This window comes from uncultured Microbulbifer sp., from assembly GCF_913055755.1.
Lineage (GTDB): Bacteria > Pseudomonadota > Gammaproteobacteria > Pseudomonadales > Cellvibrionaceae > Microbulbifer.
This window is the reverse complement of record NZ_CAJXKH010000076.1, coordinates 1-18,991: the sequence shown is the minus strand read 5'-3', so window position 1 is coordinate 18,991 and position 18,991 is coordinate 1. Positions and strand designations below refer to the sequence as shown.

Below are 18,991 nucleotides of genomic sequence, written 5' to 3'. Positions count from 1 at the left end.
CGTTGCCCACCACCTTGCCGAGGATGGGGTTACCGCGGGTGGGGTAGCCGGCGATGGTGAAGGTGTGACTGTGATCGGCGGTGACGATTATCAGGGTTTCCCGCGGGTCGGTGTTGTCCATTGCCACCTGTACCGCCTTGGCGAATTCCACCGCGTCGTGCAGCGCATTGTAGGCGTTGCCGGCGTGGTGACCGTGGTCGATACGACCGCCCTCGACCAGCATGAAATAACCGTCGCTACCTTTCTGCACCAGCTCCAGGCCCTTGGCGGTCATCTCGCTGAGGGACGGCTCGCCGGCCTTGTCGTTCGCGCGGTCCGATTCATAGCGCATGTGCGAGGGCTGAAACAGGCCCAGCAGCTTGTCGGTAGACTTGATGTCGAGCCTGTCGAAACCGGACCGATCTTCGATATACACGCCGTTTTTGCCGTAACGCTGCTGCCACTCCTGCACCAGGTTGCGGCCGTCTTCGCGCTTGCCGGGAACCCCCTCCAGGTCGGTCATATCCGTCGGCAGGAAGCCGCGGCGGCCGCCGCCCAGGATCACGTCGATACCATCGCCAACCGGCATTTCCACCAGCTGCGCGGCGATGTCGCGACAGCCCGCGGGGGCCTGGTACTCCCAGTCGCGCTCCGGCACCTTGGCGTAGGTCGTCGCCGGGGTGGCGTGGGTAATGCGCGCGGTGCTGATGATGCCGGTGCGCTTGCCCCGGGCTTCCGCCAGCTCCAGTGCCGTGGTCAGGCCGTGCTTGAGGCTCGCGGGGCAATCGCCACGGGCGACGCTCTCATCCACGCTGATAAAACCGGCCTTGGTTTTCACTCCGGTGACCATGGCGGTGGCGGTACCGGCGGAATCCGGCGTCTGCTGGTTGGTGTTGTAGGTTTTGATCAGGCCGACAAAGGGCATTTTTTCAAAACTGAGCTGGTACTCTTCGCCGGTCTGGCCCAGCTGCTGGCCGGCGAGAATACGCGCGGCGGTGACGGTGGAAATGCCCATGCCGTCGCCCACAAACAGAATGATGTTCTTCGCAGCCCCGCGCTGGTTGTTGATCGGTCGCTCCGCCGCGCGCTGCAGCGCCTGCGCGGCGTCTTTGTACCAGTGGCTGGACTGCTGGCCGGCAGCCAGCCCCTGCTGATCATCGGCGTAACTGTTCGCGGTAGCGAGCAGTGCCAGCGTGGAGAGCGCAGCGGCGAGTGTTTTCGGAATCATTCTGTTACCCCCAAAATTAGAAACGCGCCAATTAGATAGCGGGGATATTACAGAACCGTGACGGCCGCGACGAACTTTCCTCGGTCAGAAATAGGATGACACCTGCTGTACCCCGGTCTCCTGTCCCTCGGCCACCTGCCGCAGCAGGTTCTGCCGCGGTGACACAACCGCATCCCGGCCCTCGCGATAGCTCTGCTCTTCCACCACCGCTCGGTAGGCCTTGTTCAGATCGAGCGCGCGGCGGCGGGATGGCATGATCAGCACGTTGATGTCCTGTGCCAGCCGCTCGAGCATTGTGATCTTGAGGCTACCGTCCTCGGCAAAAAAGCGCGCGCGCACCTCCGCGTTTGCGCGGTACTCGTCCGCATTGCCCACCTGCTGCAGGTAGTAGGCGTATTCGCCCTGGCCGTCTTCACGGCGGGGTTCCGGCAGCCCTGCCAGGGGCTTCTGCGACCAGTGATACCAGCCGCGCTGGAAACCGTCCGCCGCATCCAGTTTGCGGCTCATGGCGAAACTGCCATCGACGTTGGCACCGATGGCGCCGTGGCAACCGCTGCAGGTGGCCAGTTCCTCGTAGGACTGCGGACGCATTGCGCCGTGCCGGTCCTCGATAAACCCGCTGTAGCGCCAGCCACGACGGTTGCTGACGCCGCGCTCGATATCCCCCACGACCGGCTCGATACGGTCGGGGAAATCGTGCGCTTCCTTGAGTTCGCCGGCGGCCAGTTCCCGGTGCTGGAAATAAGTCACCCAGCGCACCTTGCGCGCGTAGCGCAGCTCCTTCATACGGGGCGCCATGGCAACCCGCCCGTCTCGCTTTACATCCAGGTAGCGCACGCTGTGCAGGAATTCGGTCCCCAATGGATAGGAGCCGGCGGACAGCGGTGCTTCGCCTTTTTCCTGCGCCAGGCGCGCCTGCCCAACATAGGACATAAAACGCTGCTGGAGCGGCGCCCAGTCGTAGGTAACCTGGTTGGCGGTGGCGAGCTCGCCGTCCTTGTCCAGGTCCACCGCCAGTGCCGCTTCATCCACCGTATCGATGGCGATATCGCGGCGTTTGATCAGCGCCTCGACGATCGCCAGGTTTACCCGGTACACGGTACGGTCGTAGTCGCCCTGTGCGTTATGGCGGTAGATTTCCGGCAGGCGGATCAGCACATCATCGGCGGAACCGTTGGAGGGGAAGAAGGTGCCGGGAAACGGGGTGTAGGCCAGGGCCCTCCAGCCACTCAGCTCACCGTCGCTGGTACGGTCGAAACCCTCGCTGTCAAAATCAAACCCCGCGTCCGGCACATAGCCATCCCAGCGGCCATTGCGGTTGCCGTCCCAGTGCGGCGGCAGGTTTTCGGTAAGCTTTTTCGCCAGCGGAATACTGCCGTCGGTTGCGCGGTAGTTGCCCCCGCGCACGTACTCGAGAATCTGCGCGTCACTGACCGATGCCAGGTAATCCGACCGGTCCTTGAACAGGTTGTGCCAGCGGTTGTGCCGCGCCGGCGCGGCAAAGTCGTACACCAGTTGCAGATCCACATCGTTGGTGAAGTTCGGTGCGCGGCTGTCGGTGTGGCACACGTAGCAGGGATTGCTCGCGGTGCCAGTGGTGTTTTCGGTTTTGGTATAGCACTGCGGCGGGGTCGCCGCGGTGGGATTCGACAGGTACAGGCGGCCGAGGTTTTGCGGCGCTGCGGCGGAACCCTGGTCGACGCCGAACAGATGCCCCGACAGGGCGGCGATGGCGATCGCGGTTAGCGGAAGAATTACACGCATGGGGCTGACTCGATGATCGGAAACACAAAACCCCGGCAGAAACCTGCCGGGGTTCGCTTGAGACGCTGTGAACTGCTTATTCAGCAGTCACATCCATCGCCGGGAAGGGACCCACGTAGCCGGTGTAGGCGCGGTGCTCCAGGGAGCCCGGTGCCAGCTGGTCTCCATCGGATTCGCCGTACGGGTGCTGGATCACGCTCATCAGGTAACCGAAGCCGTTGATGTTCGGGTACCAGTAGGGCGAGGTGGTCTCGGAACCGTAAGGGGTGGTCTGGATACGGGTCAGGCCGGCAGTGGAATCCGCCGCATCGACCTCGTCCAGATTCAGGGACCAGATCACATCGTTCTGGTGCCCGGAGCCGGTGTCCTCGCCGATGATCAGGGTGTTGTAGCCGGTGATGAAGGTGACGTTGTCCGGGTTGGCGATGGCGTCTGCATCACAGCTGTAGCTGGCGAAGGGGCTGTCGGCCGGGTATTTGCTCTCGTCATCCAGTGCAATACCCCCGATCAGGCCGCCCATATTCGTGGCCACATAATCGGATCCGATTTCACTATCCGTTGCCACGTCCAGCTGATACACCGCGCCACAGGCATTGGCTTCGGCAATCTGTACATGACCGGTTCCATCGGTCATGCCCTTGCCGACTTGACTCATCGCCAGATACAACTTGCTGGCAGCGGGATCGAAGGTAACACCTTCCTCCTTGCGGAATTCGGTGGTGGCGCCCATCAGTGCCGCGTAGCGACGGGTTTCCAGGCGCGAGGCGATTTTTTCCATCCCGGGCTTCACACTCAGGCATTCGCTGTTGCCATTGGTGGCCGTTTCCACGCAGCCTTCACCGTCCACTGCGAAAATGTCGTCGAAGGTCACTGCCGGTACACCGTCGCCACCGTGCACCGCCACATTGATCTCATCGTCGTTGGCGTGGCCGAGGGAAACCCATTCCAGGTCCGCAGCACCCAGGCCCTCGCCGGAGGTCTGGTTCCACTTGGCCGCATATACGGTACCGGCGCTGAGGTCACCGGCGGTATCGGCGATGAACATGTAGAAACCCACATTGGTGCCGTCGTCGGTCATATATACGGTTTTGCTGTCGGGCATAACGTAGGACAGCTCGAAGGCCAGGCGTCCCATGGCGTAGTGTTTGGTCAGCTCGGCGGTCGGTGCCGCATCGCCTTCGGCGGCCACGTTGATCTCGATATTCCAACCGTAGAAGTAGGGGTTCCACTGCGACGGATCGGCGTAGTAACTCAGCATGGTGCGAGAGTAGCGATCACCCTCAACCTCGACATGGGTCGGCAGTGCCCGCGCATCCGGCTCGTATTCCTCGGATGCCAGGTGCGCATTCCACGGAGTAACGGATGCGGCACAGTGTACCCAGCCACCGTCCACACCGGACTGGTCGATCTGCCACAGGTCTTTGGTGGAGAGTTCTCCGCTTTCCGGATTCTGATCCAGCTCCATCAGGAACATGGCGCCGGGACGGGTTTCCATCTGCGATACGGAAAACAAGCGATCACCTACGGGGAGCAGGGAAGTGTGCTCGTTGGCATCGGTCACCTTGAGCATGCCATCTTCGCCGTACAGCGGCTGGCCGGCCGCATCCACCAGCTGGCCAAATACCACGCTGCTGTTTACCGAGTCGCCGGAACGCAGCAGGGTGTGAAAACCAATTTCGTATTCTTCGCCATCGATTGCCACCGAGGGCGCGGCGAGGATCTGGCGCTTTTCGCTGTCGCTGGCCGGCGCGGGTACACCGGTAAAGCTCAGGGAGCGCTCCGGTGTTTCGTCACCGCCGTCACCCGGAGCGGGGTCCGGAGTCACCACGGGAGGATCGTTGCGATTGTTGTCGTCACTGCAGGCGGGAATCAGCGCGAAGGCTGCAAGAATTACGCCGAGCTTTAACGCCAGCGGAGTTTTGGAAAACGGAATCATTTAAGAAGCCCCCCAACTCAAAGTTATTTTAGGAGCGGGGATTGAAACGACTGCGCGTGACAGCGGCGTGACACAGCCGTCGGCGTTTATGAAGTGTTGGTGAAGATTGTGTGAATGTAGATATCCTTCACACCGGGATGCTGCTGTATGGCACCAGAGTACCAATTACCCTTCAGCCGATAAACTTTACCGCGCTTTCATCCGGATCGCGGCCCTTGCCTTCGCTCTGCAAACGTTGCAGGTATGCCTGCCATTTTTCTGCCTGTTGCTCGCAGAGTTCGCGCAGATAATCCCAGGTATAGATGCCACTATCGTGGCCATCATCAAAAAATATCTGCAACGCGTAGCGGCCGGCGGCAGCGACGCGCTCGATACCCACATGCATTTTTCCACTGACCAGCTTGCCCTCGCCGACGCCGTGGCCGCGCACTTCGGCACTGGGGGAATACACCCGCAGATACTCTGCGGGCAGCGAAAATTCACCATCCGCATATTCAAGGGTGAGTTGCTTTGCGGCTTTCTCGAGTCGGACTTTTTTCGGGGGATTCATCGGGTATCTGGCGGGATACGATTGCGCATCCCGCACTTCATTTAATTACAGAATAAAGCGGGAGAGATCTTCGTCTTTGCTCAGCTCACCCAGCTGCTTGTCCACATAGGCTGCGTCGATGGTGATACTGGTTTCACCATCACCGCCGGCAAAGGAAATTTCTTCCAGCAGTCTTTCCAGCACGGTGTGCAGGCGACGGGCACCGATATTTTCGGTGGTTTCGTTGACCTCGAACGCAACCTCCGCAATGCGGCGGATGCCGTCTTCGGAAAATTCGAGATTCACCCCTTCGGTATTCATCAGCGCCTTTTGCTGCTCGGTGAGCGAGGCGGACGGTTCGGTGAGGATGCGCTGGAAATCGTTGGAGGTGAGCGAGCTCAGTTCCACACGAATCGGCAGGCGCCCCTGCAGTTCCGGAATCAGGTCCGAGGGCTTGGACAGGTGGAAGGCACCGGAGGCGATGAACAGGATGTGGTCGGTCTTGATCATGCCGTATTTGGTGGTGACGGTGCAGCCTTCGATCAGCGGCAGCAGGTCGCGCTGCACGCCCTCGCGGGACACGTCGGCACCGCCGCTTTCCTGGCGTTTGGCCACCTTGTCGATCTCGTCGAGAAATACGATGCCGTTCTGTTCCGCGGACTGGATCGCGCGGGTTTTGATTTCTTCGTCGTTGATCAGTTTCACCGCTTCGTCGTCGGTGAGCTGCTTGAGTGCCTGCTTGACGGTGAGCTTGCGTTTCTGGGTTTTGCCCTTGGACATGTTGGAGAACATGCCCTGCAGCTGGTTGGTCATTTCTTCCATGCCAGGGGGCGCCATAATCTCGACGCCCATGGGGCTGGCGGAGACGTCGATTTCGATTTCCTTGTCGTCGAGCTCGCCTTCGCGCAATTTTTTGCGGAAGACCTGGCGGGTACTGGAATCGCGCTCGCCGGGTTCGGTGGAGCGGGCGGGGGGCAACAGGGCGTCGAGCACGCGCTCTTCGGCGGCGTCCATGGCACGCTGTTTGACCCCATCCATGGCATTTTCTCGCTCGAGTTTGATGGACATTTCCACCAGGTCGCGAACAATAGATTCCACATCGCGGCCGACGTAGCCGACTTCGGTGAATTTGGTGGCTTCGACCTTGATAAACGGGGCGTTGGCGAGTTTGGCGAGGCGCCGGGCGATTTCGGTTTTGCCGACGCCGGTGGGGCCGATCATCAGAATATTTTTAGGGGTGATTTCCGCGCGCAGTTCCTCGCTCACCTGCATGCGGCGCCAGCGGTTGCGCAGGGCAATGGCGACGGCGCGCTTGGCGTCGTTCTGGCCGACGATATGGCGGTCGAGTTCGTGGACGATTTCTCTGGGGGTCATGGACATAACAATACTCGGATTCTTTCAGGTTGTTCCACCACCGCGAGTTTTAAAGCGGGCCTGGTGGCGGCCGCGCACCGGGGGAAAGGTTTCGAAAACGCTGTAAATACATCCCTGTAAGCTCCGGCGGCGACGTCCTGTCGCCGACGGTTTCGAAACCTTTCCCCCGGCACCCGGCCTTCAATTCTGGGCGCTGTGCTTCGTCGCTTGGTCGCGATCAGTAATTCAGCTCTTCAATCGTGTTGTTGTGGTTGGTGTACACACAGATATCACCGGCAATTTTCAGCCCCTGTTCGACGATGCTGCGCGCGTCCATATCGGTATTGTCCAGCAGCGCGCGGGCGGCGGACTGGGCGAAGGGGCCGCCGGAGCCGATGGCGATGAGGTCGTCTTCCGGCTGGATCACGTCGCCGTTGCCGGTGACGATCAGGCTGGCGGTTTCGTCGGCGACGGCGAGCAGGGCTTCCAGCCGGCGCAGGGCGCGGTCGGTGCGCCAGTCTTTGGCGAGTTCGACGGCAGCGCGGGTGAGCTGGCCGTTGTGGGCCTGGAGCTTGGCTTCGAAGCGTTCGAACAGGGTGAAGGCGTCGGCGGTACCGCCGGCAAATCCGGCGATGACCTTGTCGTTGTAGAGGCGGCGGACTTTGCGGGCATTGCCTTTCATGATGGTGTTGCCCATGGAGACCTGCCCGTCACCGCCGATGACGACTTTGCCGCCGCGGCGGACGGAGAGAATGGTTGTTCCGCGATACTGTTCCACTTGTGCCTCTCGATTTGGATTCAGAAACTCTAAGTGTGGTCGCGAGGGCGGAATTTCAACATGCAGTTTGCGGGCATATAATCCGCGCCTTCTTCTGAAGTTGCCTGGAGACGCCCGTGGCCCGTTTGAAACGCCGTTATTACACGCTGGTTTTCGCTTTGTTCATGTCGCTGTTTATGTCGGCGATGATGTCGGGCGTGGTGACGGTGATGAATACTGGGGTGAGCGAGGGCTTTATGACCCGCTGGTTCCATGCCTGGCTGGTGGCCTGGGTGATTGCCTTTCCGCTGGTGTCGATGGTCGCGCCGGCGGCGCACTGGATTACCCGCAAGCTGGTTGAGACTGAATAGTCTCACGATTGCTCGGAATTCGCGGCCAACTCTGGGCGAAGGTATCGATACCGGGTGCAGCCTTGTGAGACCTTCAAAAACAGGATGTTTTTGCAGAGCCCCCAGGGATGGGTGCACGGCGTGTCTCACAAGGCTGCACCCGGTAGCGGTACCGCCACTGCACTAGTTGCCGCAACCTACCCCTTCGCCGGGCGCTTCAGTACCAGCGGCATCAGCCGGTGGTCCGCGAGGATCTCCCGCGCCTTGGCCATCTTCGAGCGGCTGGTATAGGGGCCGACGAGTACCCGGTGCCAGGTGCCGCGGCTGTCGCTGGCCGCTTCTACTTTGACATCCAGATTCGCGAGCATCAGCTGCGCGCGCAGGCGTTCGGCTTCAGCCTTTTCGCGAAAACTGGCGGCCTGGAGGATGTACACCAGGTTGGATGTGGGGTCGCTGTGGTCGACGGCTTTTTGGTCCTGGTCGCTGCCGCTGTCGCGCACCCGGCTCTGGGTTTTCGGCTTCGGCACTTTGACTTCGTTTTCTTCCAGCAGGGTGTAGAAGTCGAACCGCGGCTTGGAATCCGCCGGTGCGGCCTGCTCGGCCGCGGGCTTGCCGGGTTTGGCGACGGTCCGGACCTGTTCGGTTTTCAGGTCGTTGAGCAGGAACACGAATACGGCGAAGCCGCCAACAAAGTTGCCGAGCACAAACCAGACCCAGGCGGGCTTGCCGGTGGATTGCTTGCGGCGGGTGTTGCGGCGGCTCATGGGCGGACTTCTCTCGATTATTGGAATCTTGCGGACGGGAAATTGTAACGCCTCTCGGCGGGTCGCGCAGGCTTCTATGCATCTGCGGCGGAAACCCGATTACGACAGTTCCTGCGCGTCCATATCCACCGCCCAGCGCAGGCGGCGGTTCTTGTTGCTTTCCGCCCACTGGGTAAAACGCGCCAGCAACCCCTGCAGCAGGCCGCGCTTTTCCGCGGTGATCTGGAGGTAGAAGCGGAAGCGACCGGACTTGCGCTCCAGCAGCGCCGGCACCGGCCCCAGGTATTGCAGCTGCGGAGACGGCGGCGCCAGCGCCTGCAGGTAGTCGCGGGCGTTGGCGAGGAACTGTTCCGCCCAGCGCGGCTCTTCGCACTCGGCGCGCACCAGTGCCATGGCGTAGATCGGTGGCAGCTGGGCGAGCTGACGCTCTTCCAGCAGCTGGCGGGCAAAGGCGCCGTAGCCCTTGTTCAGCAACAGCTGCAACAGCGGGTGTTCGGGGTAGCGGCTCTGCACCAGCACGTGGCCGGGGAGGTCGCCGCGGCCGGCGCGGCCGGCCACCTGTTCCAGCAGCTGGCCCATGCGCTCCGGGGCGCGGAAGTCGGCGCTGAACAGGCCGCCGTCGGCGTCCTGGATCACCACCAGGGTGACCCGCGGCAGGTGGTGGCCCTTGGCCAGCATCTGGGTGCCCAGCAGCAGGCAGGGCTCGCCATTGCGCGCCGGTTCCAGCAACCGGTCCAGTGCCTGCTTGCTCGCGGTGGTGTCGCGGTCGACGCGGATCACCGGGAAATCACTGAAGGTGTGGGTAAGGAAGTCCTCACTGCGCTCGGTGCCGGCCCCCAGGGCATTCAGGTTGCGGCTGTGGCACTGGGGACAGGTATTGACCGCTGGCTGGCGGTAATCGCAGTGGTGACAGCGCAGGTGGCGCTGGCGCAGGTGCAGGGTGAGCTTGCTGGAGCAGTGCGGGCAGTCCGCCAGCCAGCCGCAGTCGTCGCAGGTAAGCGCCGGGGCGAAACCGCGGCGGTTGATGAACACCAGCGCCTGCTCGCCGCGCTTCAGGGTGTCGCCGATATGGCGCAGCACCTGGGACGAGAATCCCTCCTGCAACTGCTGGTGCAATGTGGGCACCAGACTGATCTGCGGCGGGCGCGCATTGCCGGCGCGGTGGCGCAGGCGCAGGTGCTGATAGCGGCCGGAGAGCGCATTGTGCAGGCTTTCCAGCGACGGCGTGGCAGAGCCCAGCAGCACCGGCACCCCGGTGCGCTTGGCCAGCACCACGGACAAATCACGAGCGGAATAGCGCACGCCGTCCTGCTGCTTGAAGGAGCCGTCGTGCTCCTCGTCCACCAGGATCACCCCCAGCCGCGGCAGGGGGGTAAAGATGGCGGAGCGGGTGCCGATCACGATATCCGCGACACCGCTGGCGGCCGACAGCCAGGCGCGGGCGCGCTCGCCGTCGGCGAGGCCGGAGTGCAGGGCGGCGATACGATAATCGGGAAAACGCGCGGCAATGCGGCGCAGGGTCTGGGGGGTGAGGCCGATTTCCGGCACCAGCAGCAGCGCCTGGTTGCCCTCGGCCAGTGCCCGCTCCATCAACCGCAGGTAGACCTCGGTCTTGCCGCTGCCGGTGGTACCTTCCAGCAGTGAGGCGCTGAAACCGGCCGGATTCACGGCGCCAATCACCTGCGCCTGCTCCTCATTCAATTCCGGGGCGGAGCGGGGCTCGACACTTTCCAGCGGCGGCGGCGCGGTGGGGCCACTCACCCAGCGCGCGAGGCCGCGATCGATCAGCGCCTTGCATACCGTACTGTTGAGCCCCCGGGCGTTGAGCTGGGTGCGGCTCTGGCGCCCCTTGTGCAGCAGCAACTGCAGCAGCGCCTGTTGTTTGGGGGCGCGGGCGAGCGCGGTGTCCGGCAGGCCCTTGCCCTCGGTGGTCAGCTCCAGCCACTGTTCCGCCCAGTGATCGCCGGGCTTGCCCTTGCGCAGGGCCACCGGCAGTGCGGCGGCGTAAAGCTCGCCCACCGGTGCCTGGTAATAGTCCGCGGCCCACTGCAGGAAGGCCCGGCTGCGCTCGTCGAACAGGGGCTGGCTGTCGATCCGCTCCAGCGCCGGTTTCAGTTCTGCCAGCGGCGATTCACTCACCACATCCACCAGCACCGCCACCAGGCTGCGGTTGCCAAACGGCACCCAGAAGCGTTGCCCCGGGCGGCAGTCTGCGGCGGTGAATCCTCGCGGCGGCAGGTAGTCGAACAAGCGCCGCAGGGGCACGGGTACGGCCAGCCTCAGAATTGCGCGTGAAGACCCCTCCTGCGCCACCGGCACCCCCTTAATTGATCGTGACAAATACGCGTAAAAGGTCGCTAGTGTACTGACTCGGGCGCTCAGGTACAGCCGTGCAGAACCGACGCCCCCGACGGCGAACTCCACCGCAATTGCCGTGCACTACTTGCAAACTCTAAAAATTAAAGTACTCTAACACCAACTCTAAGAAATAGAGTTAAACCCCGGAAGGCACCGGACATGTAAAAAATCGATACATCCGGGCGCAGGAACCGGGTAAAGGAACGGAAAAAAGGAATCGACACCATGACCGACGTGAACAAATTGCGGAGCGATCTCGACTTTATCAGTAGTGCCGTGCGGGAGGATCCCTGCGCAGGTGGCGTGCCTGCACTCTATTTTCTGTGGGGCGTCCTGATCGCATGCGGGTTTATCCTGCCGGATTTCGCGCCCCGGTTTGCCGGCATTTACTGGCTGGTTGCCGGCATCGGCGGCGGCCTGTTCAGCTGGTGGCTGGGCGCGCGCAAGAGCCGCCGCCAGGGCATCAATAATCCGAGCCTCGGCCGCCGCTACGGCCTGCACTGGCTGCTGGCAGGTGTCGCGTTTTTACTCTGCTTCCTGCCGCTGCTGAGCGGGCGCCTGCCGGCGCAGGCGGGCGCGGCCAACTTCCTGCTGGTGGCGGGCATTACCTACGGCCTGGCGGGGGTGCACCTGGAGCGCCCGCTGCTGTGGTGCGGACTGCTGATGCTGGCCGCTTACGGTGTGGTGGTGATGCTGGCGCCACCATTCGCCTGGTCCATTACCGGGGTGATTGTCGGCATCTCGCTGTTCTGGGCCGGATTCGCGCGCCGGGCAGCGCTGCGCGCGGCAGGTGAACAGGCATGAAGGCATTGGCGAGCCTCGACCCGCTGTTGGAGCATCGCATTCGCCTCGGCGTCTGCGTGCTGCTGGCAAAGCACTCGGAACTGAGCTTTGCGCGACTCAAGGCCCAGATGCAGGCCACCGACGGCAACCTGGGGGCGCAGTTGCGCAAACTGGAGGAAAACGGCTATATCCAGTTGCGCCGGGACTTTGTCGAGCGCAAGCCGACTACCTGGTACAAACTGAGCGACGACGGGCGCAAGGCACTGGACACCCACACGGCGGCCCTGCGCGCGCTCATCGATAGTGCGCAGGGGAGCGACTGAACAGCCGCCGCGGAGCGCCACTTTTCCCTTGAATCGCCGGGCTAATCTGATTAGTATGCGCCGACTTTTTAAACAGCCCGGGGAATCCTCCCCTGAACCAACGACGATCCCGTGCTCAGCGAATGACTGGGTGGCGGTTTCGAGCAGAGGCCATCATGAAGACCGATATCCATCCGAACTACAGCGAAATTACCGCGACCTGCTCCTGTGGCAACACCTTCAAAATGGGTTCCACTCTCGGCAAGGACATGCAGCTGGACGTGTGCTCCAACTGCCACCCGTTCTACACCGGCAAGCAGAAGCAGGCCAGCACCGGCGGCCGCGTAGACCGCTTCAAGAAGCGTTTCGGCAGCCGCATTTCCAAGTAACTGCAGCCGCAGCGCGCACCGGAGCGACCAACATGCTTCCGGTGACAGAAAAGGCACCCAGGGTTTCCCTCGGTGCCTTTTTTTGTGCCCTGATTTTACTGCTCTCCACATTCGCCCTGCCGGTAGCGGCGGACTGTGTACTGGGTGCCGCGGACGAGCTGGTGGCACTGGAGCGGGTGATCGACGGCGACACCCTGCGGTTGCGGGACGGGCGCCGGGTGCGACTGATCGGCGTCAATACCCCGGAGCTGGGCCGTCGCAACCGCAAGGCACAGCCCCTGGCGGAGGAGGCGAAGGAATTCACCCGGCGCTTTCTCGCCGGCGGCGACCTGGAACTGGTCTACGACCGCGACCGCCGCGACAACCACGGGCGAGTCCTGGCCCACGTCTACAACCAGCGCGGCGACAGCCTCGAGTCGGCACTGCTGGCCGCCGGGCTGGCTTTCCATGTGGTCAAGGCGCCCAACCTGGCGCTGGCGGAGTGTCTCGCCAACCGCGAACAGGAGGCCCGGCGGGCCCGGCGCGGTGTCTGGGCCAACGGCGTCTGGCCGGTACTGCGCGCATCTGCGGTACGCCCCGGGGACGGTGGTTTCGTGCGCCTGTCGGGGCGAGTGGAGAGAGTGGACCGCAACCGCTTCCTGTGGCTGGAGCTGGACGGCCCGGTAGCGGTGCGACTGGACCCGGGGTGGGATTATGGCCACACAGACCGGCGCGATTGGCAAGGGCGCAAAATAGAAGTGAAAGGCTGGCTGGTGGACCGGGGAGCGAAATATTTATCTCGACACCCGCAAAATAAGCGTTGGTTTATTGCGGTTGACTCTAAATTCACCATAGAAATTAGTAGGAATTAACTCGATCGATCAGTTTTTGCACTTGTGAATTTCCGGTCGCCTCGCTATTCTTCGCGCCCCGCAGTAATTCGCCACCGGCCGCAGAATGCCGGCGGCTAATCCGGCCACACGCGCCAGACTTGAAGAGATGAGAACCTGATGACCGACTCCTTGCGCCAGGCAGCGCTCGAATACCACGCCTTGCCGACACCGGGCAAACTTTCGGTGGAGCTCACAACCCCCGCCCAGACCCAGGAAGACCTGTCCCTGGCCTACAGCCCCGGCGTCGCCGAACCGGTACGCGAAATCGCCAAGGATCCGGAAGCCGCCTACCTGTACACCGGCAAGGGCAACCTGGTGGCAGTCATCTCCAATGGCAGCGCCATTCTCGGTCTCGGCAACCTGGGGCCGCTGGCGTCCAAGCCGGTGATGGAGGGCAAGTCCCTGCTGTTCAAGCGCTTTGCGGATATCAACTCGGTGGATATCGAGGTGGAGTGCGCGAGCCCGGAGCGGTTCATCGAGACCGTGGCCGCCATTGCCAATACCTTCGGCGGCATCAACCTGGAAGACATCAAGGCGCCAGAGTGCTTCCACATTGAAGAAGCGTTGATCGAGCGCTGCTCGGTGCCAGTGTTTCACGACGACCAGCACGGCACCGCCATTGTCACCGTCGCCGGCATGCTCAACGCGCTGGAAGTCCAGGGCAAGAAGATCGCCGACGTGCGCATCGTGTGCCTCGGCGCCGGTGCCGCCGCCACCGCCTGCTGCAAGCTGCTGCTGGCGGCGGGTGCCCGAAAAGAGCAGATCACCATGCTCGACAGCCGCGGCGTGATCCACGCCGGGCGCACCGATATCAACGCCTTCAAGGGCGAATGGGCGCGGGATACCGAAATGCGCACCCTGGATGACGCCATCGAGGGCGCCGATGTGTTCCTCGGCGTGTCCGGACCGGACCTGCTTTCCGCAGAACAGCTGAAGCGCATGGCGGAACGGCCGGTGGTGTTCGCCTGCTCCAATCCCAACCCGGAGATCAGCCCGGAGCTGGCCCACAGTGTGCGCGATGACCTGATCATGGCCACCGGACGCTCGGATTACCCGAACCAGGTCAACAACGTGCTGTGCTTCCCGTTCATTTTCCGCGGCGCACTGGACGTGCGCGCCACCCGCATCAACGAAGACATGAAGCTGGCGGCAGTCGAGGCGATCCGCAAGCTGGCCCACCAGCCGGTGCCGGAGGAAGTGCGCGCGGGCTATGGCGGTGTGGAAATGCGCTTCGGCTCGGAGTACATCCTGCCGAAACCCACGGACCCGCGCCTGTTGCCGGAAGTGGCCTCGGCCGTTGCCCGCGCGGCAGTGGACAGCGGTTCCGCGCGCCTGCCGTATCCGGCGCACTATCCGCTGAAGGCGTTGTAACTCTCGCTGATTACCGCTCCACATTTGCTGCGAAGGTGCCGATACCGGGTGCAGCCTTGTGAGACCTTCAGCGCCATGGATGGCGCTGCAGAGCCCCCAGGGATGGGTTCACGGCGTGTCTCACAAGGCTGCACCCGGTAGCGGCACCGCCACTGCACTTCTTCGTAAACAATGCTGCCTTTCCCCCTCATCCTTGAGCCTCCCCCCACCCCCCGCTAAACTGCCCCTCATGTCTGAGCAACGATGTTCCCCCGCATGAGTCACGTCTATGTGCTGACCAACCAGCACCAGCAGTTTTTAAGCAAAAGCAACGAATGGATCGACGGCCGCGAGAACAGCAAACTGTTCCGCAGTGAATTCAAGGACGTCGCCATCAACCAGATGTTCGAGGCCAATACTCGCGACGTCACCCTGCGCATCGAGCTGCTGGAATGCGAGCTGGATCCCAAGCGCCAGCCCCTGGTGCCGGAGGATGCCCTCAGCGAAACGCCGCTGGAGAGCCAGGCAAGCGACACCGCGGGGGATCCCGACGAGCTGCCGCAGCCGTCCCCCAGCGAGACACCGCCGGAACACAATCCGGAAGCCGACCCGCAACCGGCGCCCGAAGTGGAGCCGGACCCGCAGCCGGAAGTGAATCCGGACCAGTACCCCGGCGACACCCCGGAAATCGAACCCGACCAGCCGCCGGAATCTGCCCTCGGAATCCCCCAGTCCTGACCCCGCAGAGGTCTGGGATGAGACGCTTCAACGCCCGAGAGGTTGATAGATCCGCAAGCGGCCCCATATTGGGCTGACTGCAAACCGGCTGCTCACAGGAGAATCGAGTGCCCACATTCAACCTGGCCGAACTGGCCCAGCCGGAACCTTTGGCGCTGCTCAAAGGTATTCGCCGCGGTATCGAGAAAGAGAGCCTGCGGGTGACCCCGAAAGGCGAGCTGGCGCAGACCGACCACCCCCTGGGCCTCGGTTCCGCCCTGACCCACGACTGCATCACCACCGATTTCGCCGAAGCGCTGCTGGAATTCATCACCCCGCCGCTGGCAACTCCCGAGAGCGCCCTGGAAGCCCTCGACCAGATCCACCGCTACACCTACAGCCAGATCGGCGACGAGCGCCTGTGGGTCAACAGCATGCCCGGCCGTATCGGCAAGGACAGAGACATCCCCGTGGCCCGCTACGGCAAATCCCACAGCGGCACCATGAAGACCATCTACCGCCTGGGTCTCGGGCTGCGCTACGGTCGCGCGATGCAGACCATCGCCGGTATCCACTACAACTTCTCGCTGCCGGACGAATTCTGGCGCTGGCTGCAGCAGAAGGAAGGCAGCGACGAAACACTAGGCGACTTCAAGACCCGCCGCTACTTCGACCTGATCCGCAATTTCCGCCGCCACTACTGGCTGCTGATCTACCTGTTCGGCGCCGCGCCGGCGGTGTGCGGCACCTTCGTGCAGGATCGCGAGCACAAGCTGCAGTCATTCGACGGCGACGGCCGCAGCCTCTACGCTCCCCAGGCCACCTCCCTGCGCATGGGCGACCTCGGCTACACCAGCGACGCGCAGAAATCCCTGATCGTCTGTTACAACGACCTGCCGAGCTACCTGTCGACCCTGTGCGCCGCCATCAGCAAACCCTATCCGCCCTATCACGAGCTGGGCGTGAAAGATGCCAACGGCGACTACCAGCAGCTGTCCACCGGACTGCTGCAGATTGAAAACGAGTTCTACTCCCCGATCCGGCCGAAGAACCCCGCCGGTATGGGCGAAACCGCACTGTCCGCGCTGGACGCCCGCGGCGTGGAATACATCGAAGTGCGCTGCCTCGACCTGAACCCCTTCGTACCGCTGGGCATCGAAGCCTCACAGATGCGCTTCCTCGACAGCTTCCTGCTGCACTGCCTGCTCACCGACAGCCCGATGACAGACGACGCCGACTACCGCGCCATCCAGGAAAACCAGGCGCGCATCGTCTATCGCGGCCGCGACCCGGAACTGCAACTGATTCACAACGGCAGTGAGCGCAAACTCACCGACTGGGCCACAGAGCTCCTCGACCAGATGCAGCCGATGGCGGAGCTGCTGGACCAGGCCTGGAACGAAAAGGACTACCGACGCGCAGTGGAAATCCAGCGCGACAAGATCGCCGGCAAGATCGCCACCCCGGCGGCGCAGATACTGGCGGAAATGCACGACAAACAGCAGACCTTCTTCCAGTGGGCCCAGGACAAGGCGGAGCAGCACCGCCGCTACTTCCTCGAACGCCCCCTGGACGACGCCGAACAGGCGGAGTTTACCCGCCTCGCAGAAGAATCCCTGCAGGCGCAACAGCAGGTGGAAGAGGCGGATAAAGGTACGTTTGAGGACTTTCTCGGCAAGTACTACGCCCAGTACACCTTCTGTCAGAGAGACCTCTAAGCTACAAAGCGAAGGTGGCGATACCGGGTATGGTTTTGCGAGACCTTCACCGCCAGGGATGGCGGTGCAGAGCCCCCAGGGACGGGTTCACGGCGTGTCTCGCAAAACCATACCCGGTAGCGGCGCCGCCACATAGCTCGCTGGAACAGCACCGATATGAACTACCTCGCGCACCTGTTGCTCTCAGGCCCCGACCCGGACTGGCAACTGGGCGGACTGCTGGGGGATTTCGTCAAGGGGCCGCTCAAGGGCGAGCGCCCCGAGTCCATCGAGGCCGGTATCAGACTGCACCGGCGCATCGACCTGCTGAGCGACCGTCACCCCGCCTACCTCAACGCACTCACCCGACTCGGCCCCCAGTGGCGCCGCCTCGGCGGCATCGGCCTCGATATCTGGTTCGACCACCTGCTCGCACAACACTGGCACCAGTGGCATACACAACCCCTCGAAACCTTCGTCGACACCTGCTGGTCCAACTTCCATCAGCGTGAAACCTGGATCCCGGAAAACGCAAAGGCATTTATTCAGCGCGCCGAGCAATTTAAACTGCTGCCCGGCTACCGCGAAGTAGCCATCATCCAGCGCACCCTCGAGCGGGTGGGCGCCCGCCTCAAACGGCCCCAGCCCCTCGCGGACATGGTGCCCCTGTTCGAGGCCGACACCACCGCACTGGAACAGGACTTTCACGCGCTGTTTACCGATTTGTCGCAACAGGCCGCACTGTTCCGGCAGCAATATTTCCGAAAGTAAGCCACGGAAAATAACTACATGACACTGCCCAACCCGCGCACTACCTTCCTGCTGATGTTTCTCGCCGTCGCCTTCGTACTCGGCGCCGCGTTCTATCTGGAATACGCCAAAGGCCTGGAACCCTGCCCCCTGTGTATAACCCAGCGCGTCATGTTCCTCGGCGTCGGCCTGGTCTCCCTGATCGCGTTCCTGCACAACCCCAGCAACCCCAGCAATATCGGCCGCCGTATCTACGGCCTGCTGGTTGCACTGTTTGCCCTCGGCGGCCTCTACTTCGCCGGCCGCCAGCTGTGGCTGCAGAGCCTGCCCGCCGACCAGGTACCCGCCTGCGGCCCCGGCATCACCTACATGGTGGAAGTTTTCCCCATGTCCGAAGTGATTCGCACCCTGCTCACCGGCGACGGCAACTGCGCCGAAGTACAGTGGACCATGCTCGGCCTGTCCATCGCCGGCTGGGCCGCGGTGGGCTTTGTGGGACTGATCCTGTTCGGCGCCTGGCAAGCGTTCCGCAAACACTGATTCGACTTTTCCCATGGCGCTCCTGCGCAAAGCCCCCCGCTGGCTACTGGGGGCCGGCCTGCTGCTGGCCTTCGACCTGGCCGGCCGCTCCCTGGTCGCCGCCTTCGCGCTGCCGGTCCCTGGCCCGGTGCTGGGCATGCTGCTCCTGCTGCTGGCACTGATGCTCTATGGCCGCGTCCCCCGCGGACTCGCTGAGGTCGCCGAACAGGTACTGCGCCTGCTGGTGCTCATCTTCCTGCCCGCGACTGTCGGCATCTACTTCCTGCGCGACCTCTCCGGCGGCGACTGGCTCGCACTGATTACCGCCATGGTGATCGGCACCCTGGTCAGTTTCACCCTCACCGCACTGCTGCTGAACCGCCTTATCCAGCGTGCCGCATCCCGGCAGAGGGAGAATACCCGTGGGGAGTGAATGGCAACGCTGGCTCGACCAGCTGCAGCAGGTCGCGGGTGATTTCCTGCAGCCACTATCCGGCGCACATCCGCTGGTGGTGCTGCCACTGAATATTCTCGGTTTCTGGATCGGCCTGAAGATCTATCGCCGCGTCGGCAGCCCGCTGTTGCACCCGGTGG

19 protein-coding genes are annotated in these 18,991 nt (G+C 62.9%); 11 read left to right on the top strand and 8 right to left on the bottom strand.

Features of this window, described 5'->3' with window-relative positions:
* The 6 genes from QZ511_RS12615 to hslV form a co-directional block, all read right to left on the bottom strand.
* Positions 1-1,207: alkaline phosphatase (locus QZ511_RS12615; protein ID WP_295802885.1), on the bottom strand; the 1,207-nt coding region annotated here is incomplete at its 3' end.
* Positions 1,208-1,291: 84 nt separating this feature from the next.
* A complete protein-coding gene (locus QZ511_RS12610; RefSeq protein ID WP_295802882.1) occupies positions 1,292-2,971 on the bottom strand; it encodes a hypothetical protein in 1,680 nt (559 codons plus the stop codon).
* A 76-nt stretch (positions 2,972-3,047) separates the two neighbouring features.
* Positions 3,048-4,907 carry an alkaline phosphatase PhoX gene (locus tag QZ511_RS12605; protein WP_295802880.1) on the bottom strand — a complete coding sequence of 620 codons (1,860 nt, stop codon included), beginning with the start codon at positions 4,905-4,907 and terminating at the stop codon, positions 3,048-3,050.
* 172 nt (positions 4,908-5,079) lie between these two features.
* Positions 5,080-5,457: a DUF971 domain-containing protein gene (locus QZ511_RS12600; protein WP_295802878.1), complete on the bottom strand. Its 378-nt coding sequence runs from the start codon at positions 5,455-5,457 to the stop codon at positions 5,080-5,082.
* 45 nt (positions 5,458-5,502) lie between these two features.
* Positions 5,503-6,816, bottom strand: coding sequence for an ATP-dependent protease ATPase subunit HslU (gene hslU / locus QZ511_RS12595; protein ID WP_295802876.1), 1,314 nt, complete (start codon positions 6,814-6,816; stop codon positions 5,503-5,505).
* Positions 6,817-7,027: 211 nt separating this feature from the next.
* Positions 7,028-7,567, bottom strand: a complete 540-nt coding sequence (hslV, locus tag QZ511_RS12590; protein WP_295802874.1) for an ATP-dependent protease subunit HslV — start codon at positions 7,565-7,567, stop codon at positions 7,028-7,030.
* 116 nt (positions 7,568-7,683) lie between these two features.
* On the opposite strand from hslV, the gene QZ511_RS12585 reads away from it, so the two are divergent.
* Entirely contained in the window at positions 7,684-7,917 is a 234-nt protein-coding gene (locus QZ511_RS12585) for a DUF2798 domain-containing protein (RefSeq protein WP_295802872.1), read from the top strand.
* Between the two features lie 176 nt (positions 7,918-8,093).
* Here the strand turns inward: QZ511_RS12585 and QZ511_RS12580 are convergent, their stop codons facing one another.
* The gene (locus tag QZ511_RS12580) at positions 8,094-8,660 is read right to left on the bottom strand and encodes an SPOR domain-containing protein (RefSeq protein ID WP_295802870.1); all 567 of its coding nucleotides are present in this window, start codon (positions 8,658-8,660) and stop codon (positions 8,094-8,096) included.
* 99 nt (positions 8,661-8,759) lie between these two features.
* Positions 8,760-10,973: a primosomal protein N' gene (locus QZ511_RS12575; RefSeq protein WP_295802868.1), complete on the bottom strand. Its 2,214-nt coding sequence runs from the start codon at positions 10,971-10,973 to the stop codon at positions 8,760-8,762.
* 270 nt (positions 10,974-11,243) lie between these two features.
* Here QZ511_RS12575 and QZ511_RS12570 point away from each other — a divergent pair, with 270 nt between their 5' ends.
* The 10 genes from QZ511_RS12570 to QZ511_RS12525 all read left to right on the top strand — a co-directional run bounded on the left by QZ511_RS12570 (position 11,244) and on the right by QZ511_RS12525 (position 18,830).
* Positions 11,244-11,822 carry a hypothetical protein gene (locus QZ511_RS12570; RefSeq protein ID WP_295802866.1) on the top strand — a complete coding sequence of 193 codons (579 nt, stop codon included), beginning with the start codon at positions 11,244-11,246 and terminating at the stop codon, positions 11,820-11,822.
* Positions 11,819-12,124, top strand: a complete 306-nt coding sequence (locus QZ511_RS12565; RefSeq protein WP_295802864.1) for a transcriptional regulator — start codon at positions 11,819-11,821, stop codon at positions 12,122-12,124. The genes QZ511_RS12570 and QZ511_RS12565 overlap by 4 nt, the downstream gene beginning before the upstream one ends.
* A gap of 155 nt (positions 12,125-12,279) precedes the next feature.
* Positions 12,280-12,492: a 50S ribosomal protein L31 gene (rpmE, locus tag QZ511_RS12560; RefSeq protein ID WP_295802862.1), complete on the top strand. Its 213-nt coding sequence runs from the start codon at positions 12,280-12,282 to the stop codon at positions 12,490-12,492.
* Between the two features lie 32 nt (positions 12,493-12,524).
* A complete protein-coding gene (locus QZ511_RS12555) occupies positions 12,525-13,343 on the top strand; it encodes a thermonuclease family protein (RefSeq protein WP_295802860.1) in 819 nt (272 codons plus the stop codon).
* Positions 13,344-13,481: 138 nt separating this feature from the next.
* Positions 13,482-14,735: a malic enzyme-like NAD(P)-binding protein gene (locus QZ511_RS12550; protein ID WP_295802858.1), complete on the top strand. Its 1,254-nt coding sequence runs from the start codon at positions 13,482-13,484 to the stop codon at positions 14,733-14,735.
* Between the two features lie 255 nt (positions 14,736-14,990).
* The gene (locus QZ511_RS12545; RefSeq protein WP_295802857.1) at positions 14,991-15,452 is read left to right on the top strand and encodes a hypothetical protein; all 462 of its coding nucleotides are present in this window, start codon (positions 14,991-14,993) and stop codon (positions 15,450-15,452) included.
* A gap of 107 nt (positions 15,453-15,559) precedes the next feature.
* The gene (gene gshA, locus QZ511_RS12540; protein WP_295802855.1) at positions 15,560-17,149 is read left to right on the top strand and encodes a glutamate--cysteine ligase; all 1,590 of its coding nucleotides are present in this window, start codon (positions 15,560-15,562) and stop codon (positions 17,147-17,149) included.
* Between the two features lie 156 nt (positions 17,150-17,305).
* On the top strand, positions 17,306-17,899 hold the full coding sequence (locus tag QZ511_RS12535; protein WP_295802854.1) for an ACP phosphodiesterase: 594 nt from the start codon (positions 17,306-17,308) through the stop codon (positions 17,897-17,899).
* An 18-nt stretch (positions 17,900-17,917) separates the two neighbouring features.
* Positions 17,918-18,418, top strand: coding sequence for a disulfide bond formation protein B (locus tag QZ511_RS12530; protein WP_295802852.1), 501 nt, complete (start codon positions 17,918-17,920; stop codon positions 18,416-18,418).
* A gap of 13 nt (positions 18,419-18,431) precedes the next feature.
* A complete protein-coding gene (locus QZ511_RS12525) occupies positions 18,432-18,830 on the top strand; it encodes a CidA/LrgA family protein (protein WP_295802850.1) in 399 nt (132 codons plus the stop codon).
* The last annotated feature ends 161 nt before the right edge of the window (positions 18,831-18,991 follow it).

Coding starts and splice junctions, on each gene's coding strand:
- QZ511_RS12555 (WP_295802860.1), top strand. CDS start 12,525: ATGCTTCCGGTGACAGAAAAGGCACCCAGGGTTTCCCTCGGTGCCTTT.
- QZ511_RS12535 (WP_295802854.1), top strand. CDS start 17,306: ATGAACTACCTCGCGCACCTGTTGCTCTCAGGCCCCGACCCGGACTGG.
- QZ511_RS12610 (WP_295802882.1), bottom strand. CDS start 2,971: ATGCGTGTAATTCTTCCGCTAACCGCGATCGCCATCGCCGCCCTGTCG.
- QZ511_RS12565 (WP_295802864.1), top strand. CDS start 11,819: ATGAAGGCATTGGCGAGCCTCGACCCGCTGTTGGAGCATCGCATTCGC.
- QZ511_RS12550 (WP_295802858.1), top strand. CDS start 13,482: ATGACCGACTCCTTGCGCCAGGCAGCGCTCGAATACCACGCCTTGCCG.
- QZ511_RS12600 (WP_295802878.1), bottom strand. CDS start 5,457: ATGAATCCCCCGAAAAAAGTCCGACTCGAGAAAGCCGCAAAGCAACTC.
- QZ511_RS12545 (WP_295802857.1), top strand. CDS start 14,991: ATGAGTCACGTCTATGTGCTGACCAACCAGCACCAGCAGTTTTTAAGC.
- QZ511_RS12525 (WP_295802850.1), top strand. CDS start 18,432: ATGGCGCTCCTGCGCAAAGCCCCCCGCTGGCTACTGGGGGCCGGCCTG.
- QZ511_RS12580 (WP_295802870.1), bottom strand. CDS start 8,660: ATGAGCCGCCGCAACACCCGCCGCAAGCAATCCACCGGCAAGCCCGCC.
- QZ511_RS12530 (WP_295802852.1), top strand. CDS start 17,918: ATGACACTGCCCAACCCGCGCACTACCTTCCTGCTGATGTTTCTCGCC.
- QZ511_RS12605 (WP_295802880.1), bottom strand. CDS start 4,907: ATGATTCCGTTTTCCAAAACTCCGCTGGCGTTAAAGCTCGGCGTAATT.
- QZ511_RS12570 (WP_295802866.1), top strand. CDS start 11,244: ATGACCGACGTGAACAAATTGCGGAGCGATCTCGACTTTATCAGTAGT.
- hslU (WP_295802876.1), bottom strand. CDS start 6,816: ATGTCCATGACCCCCAGAGAAATCGTCCACGAACTCGACCGCCATATC.
- rpmE (WP_295802862.1), top strand. CDS start 12,280: ATGAAGACCGATATCCATCCGAACTACAGCGAAATTACCGCGACCTGC.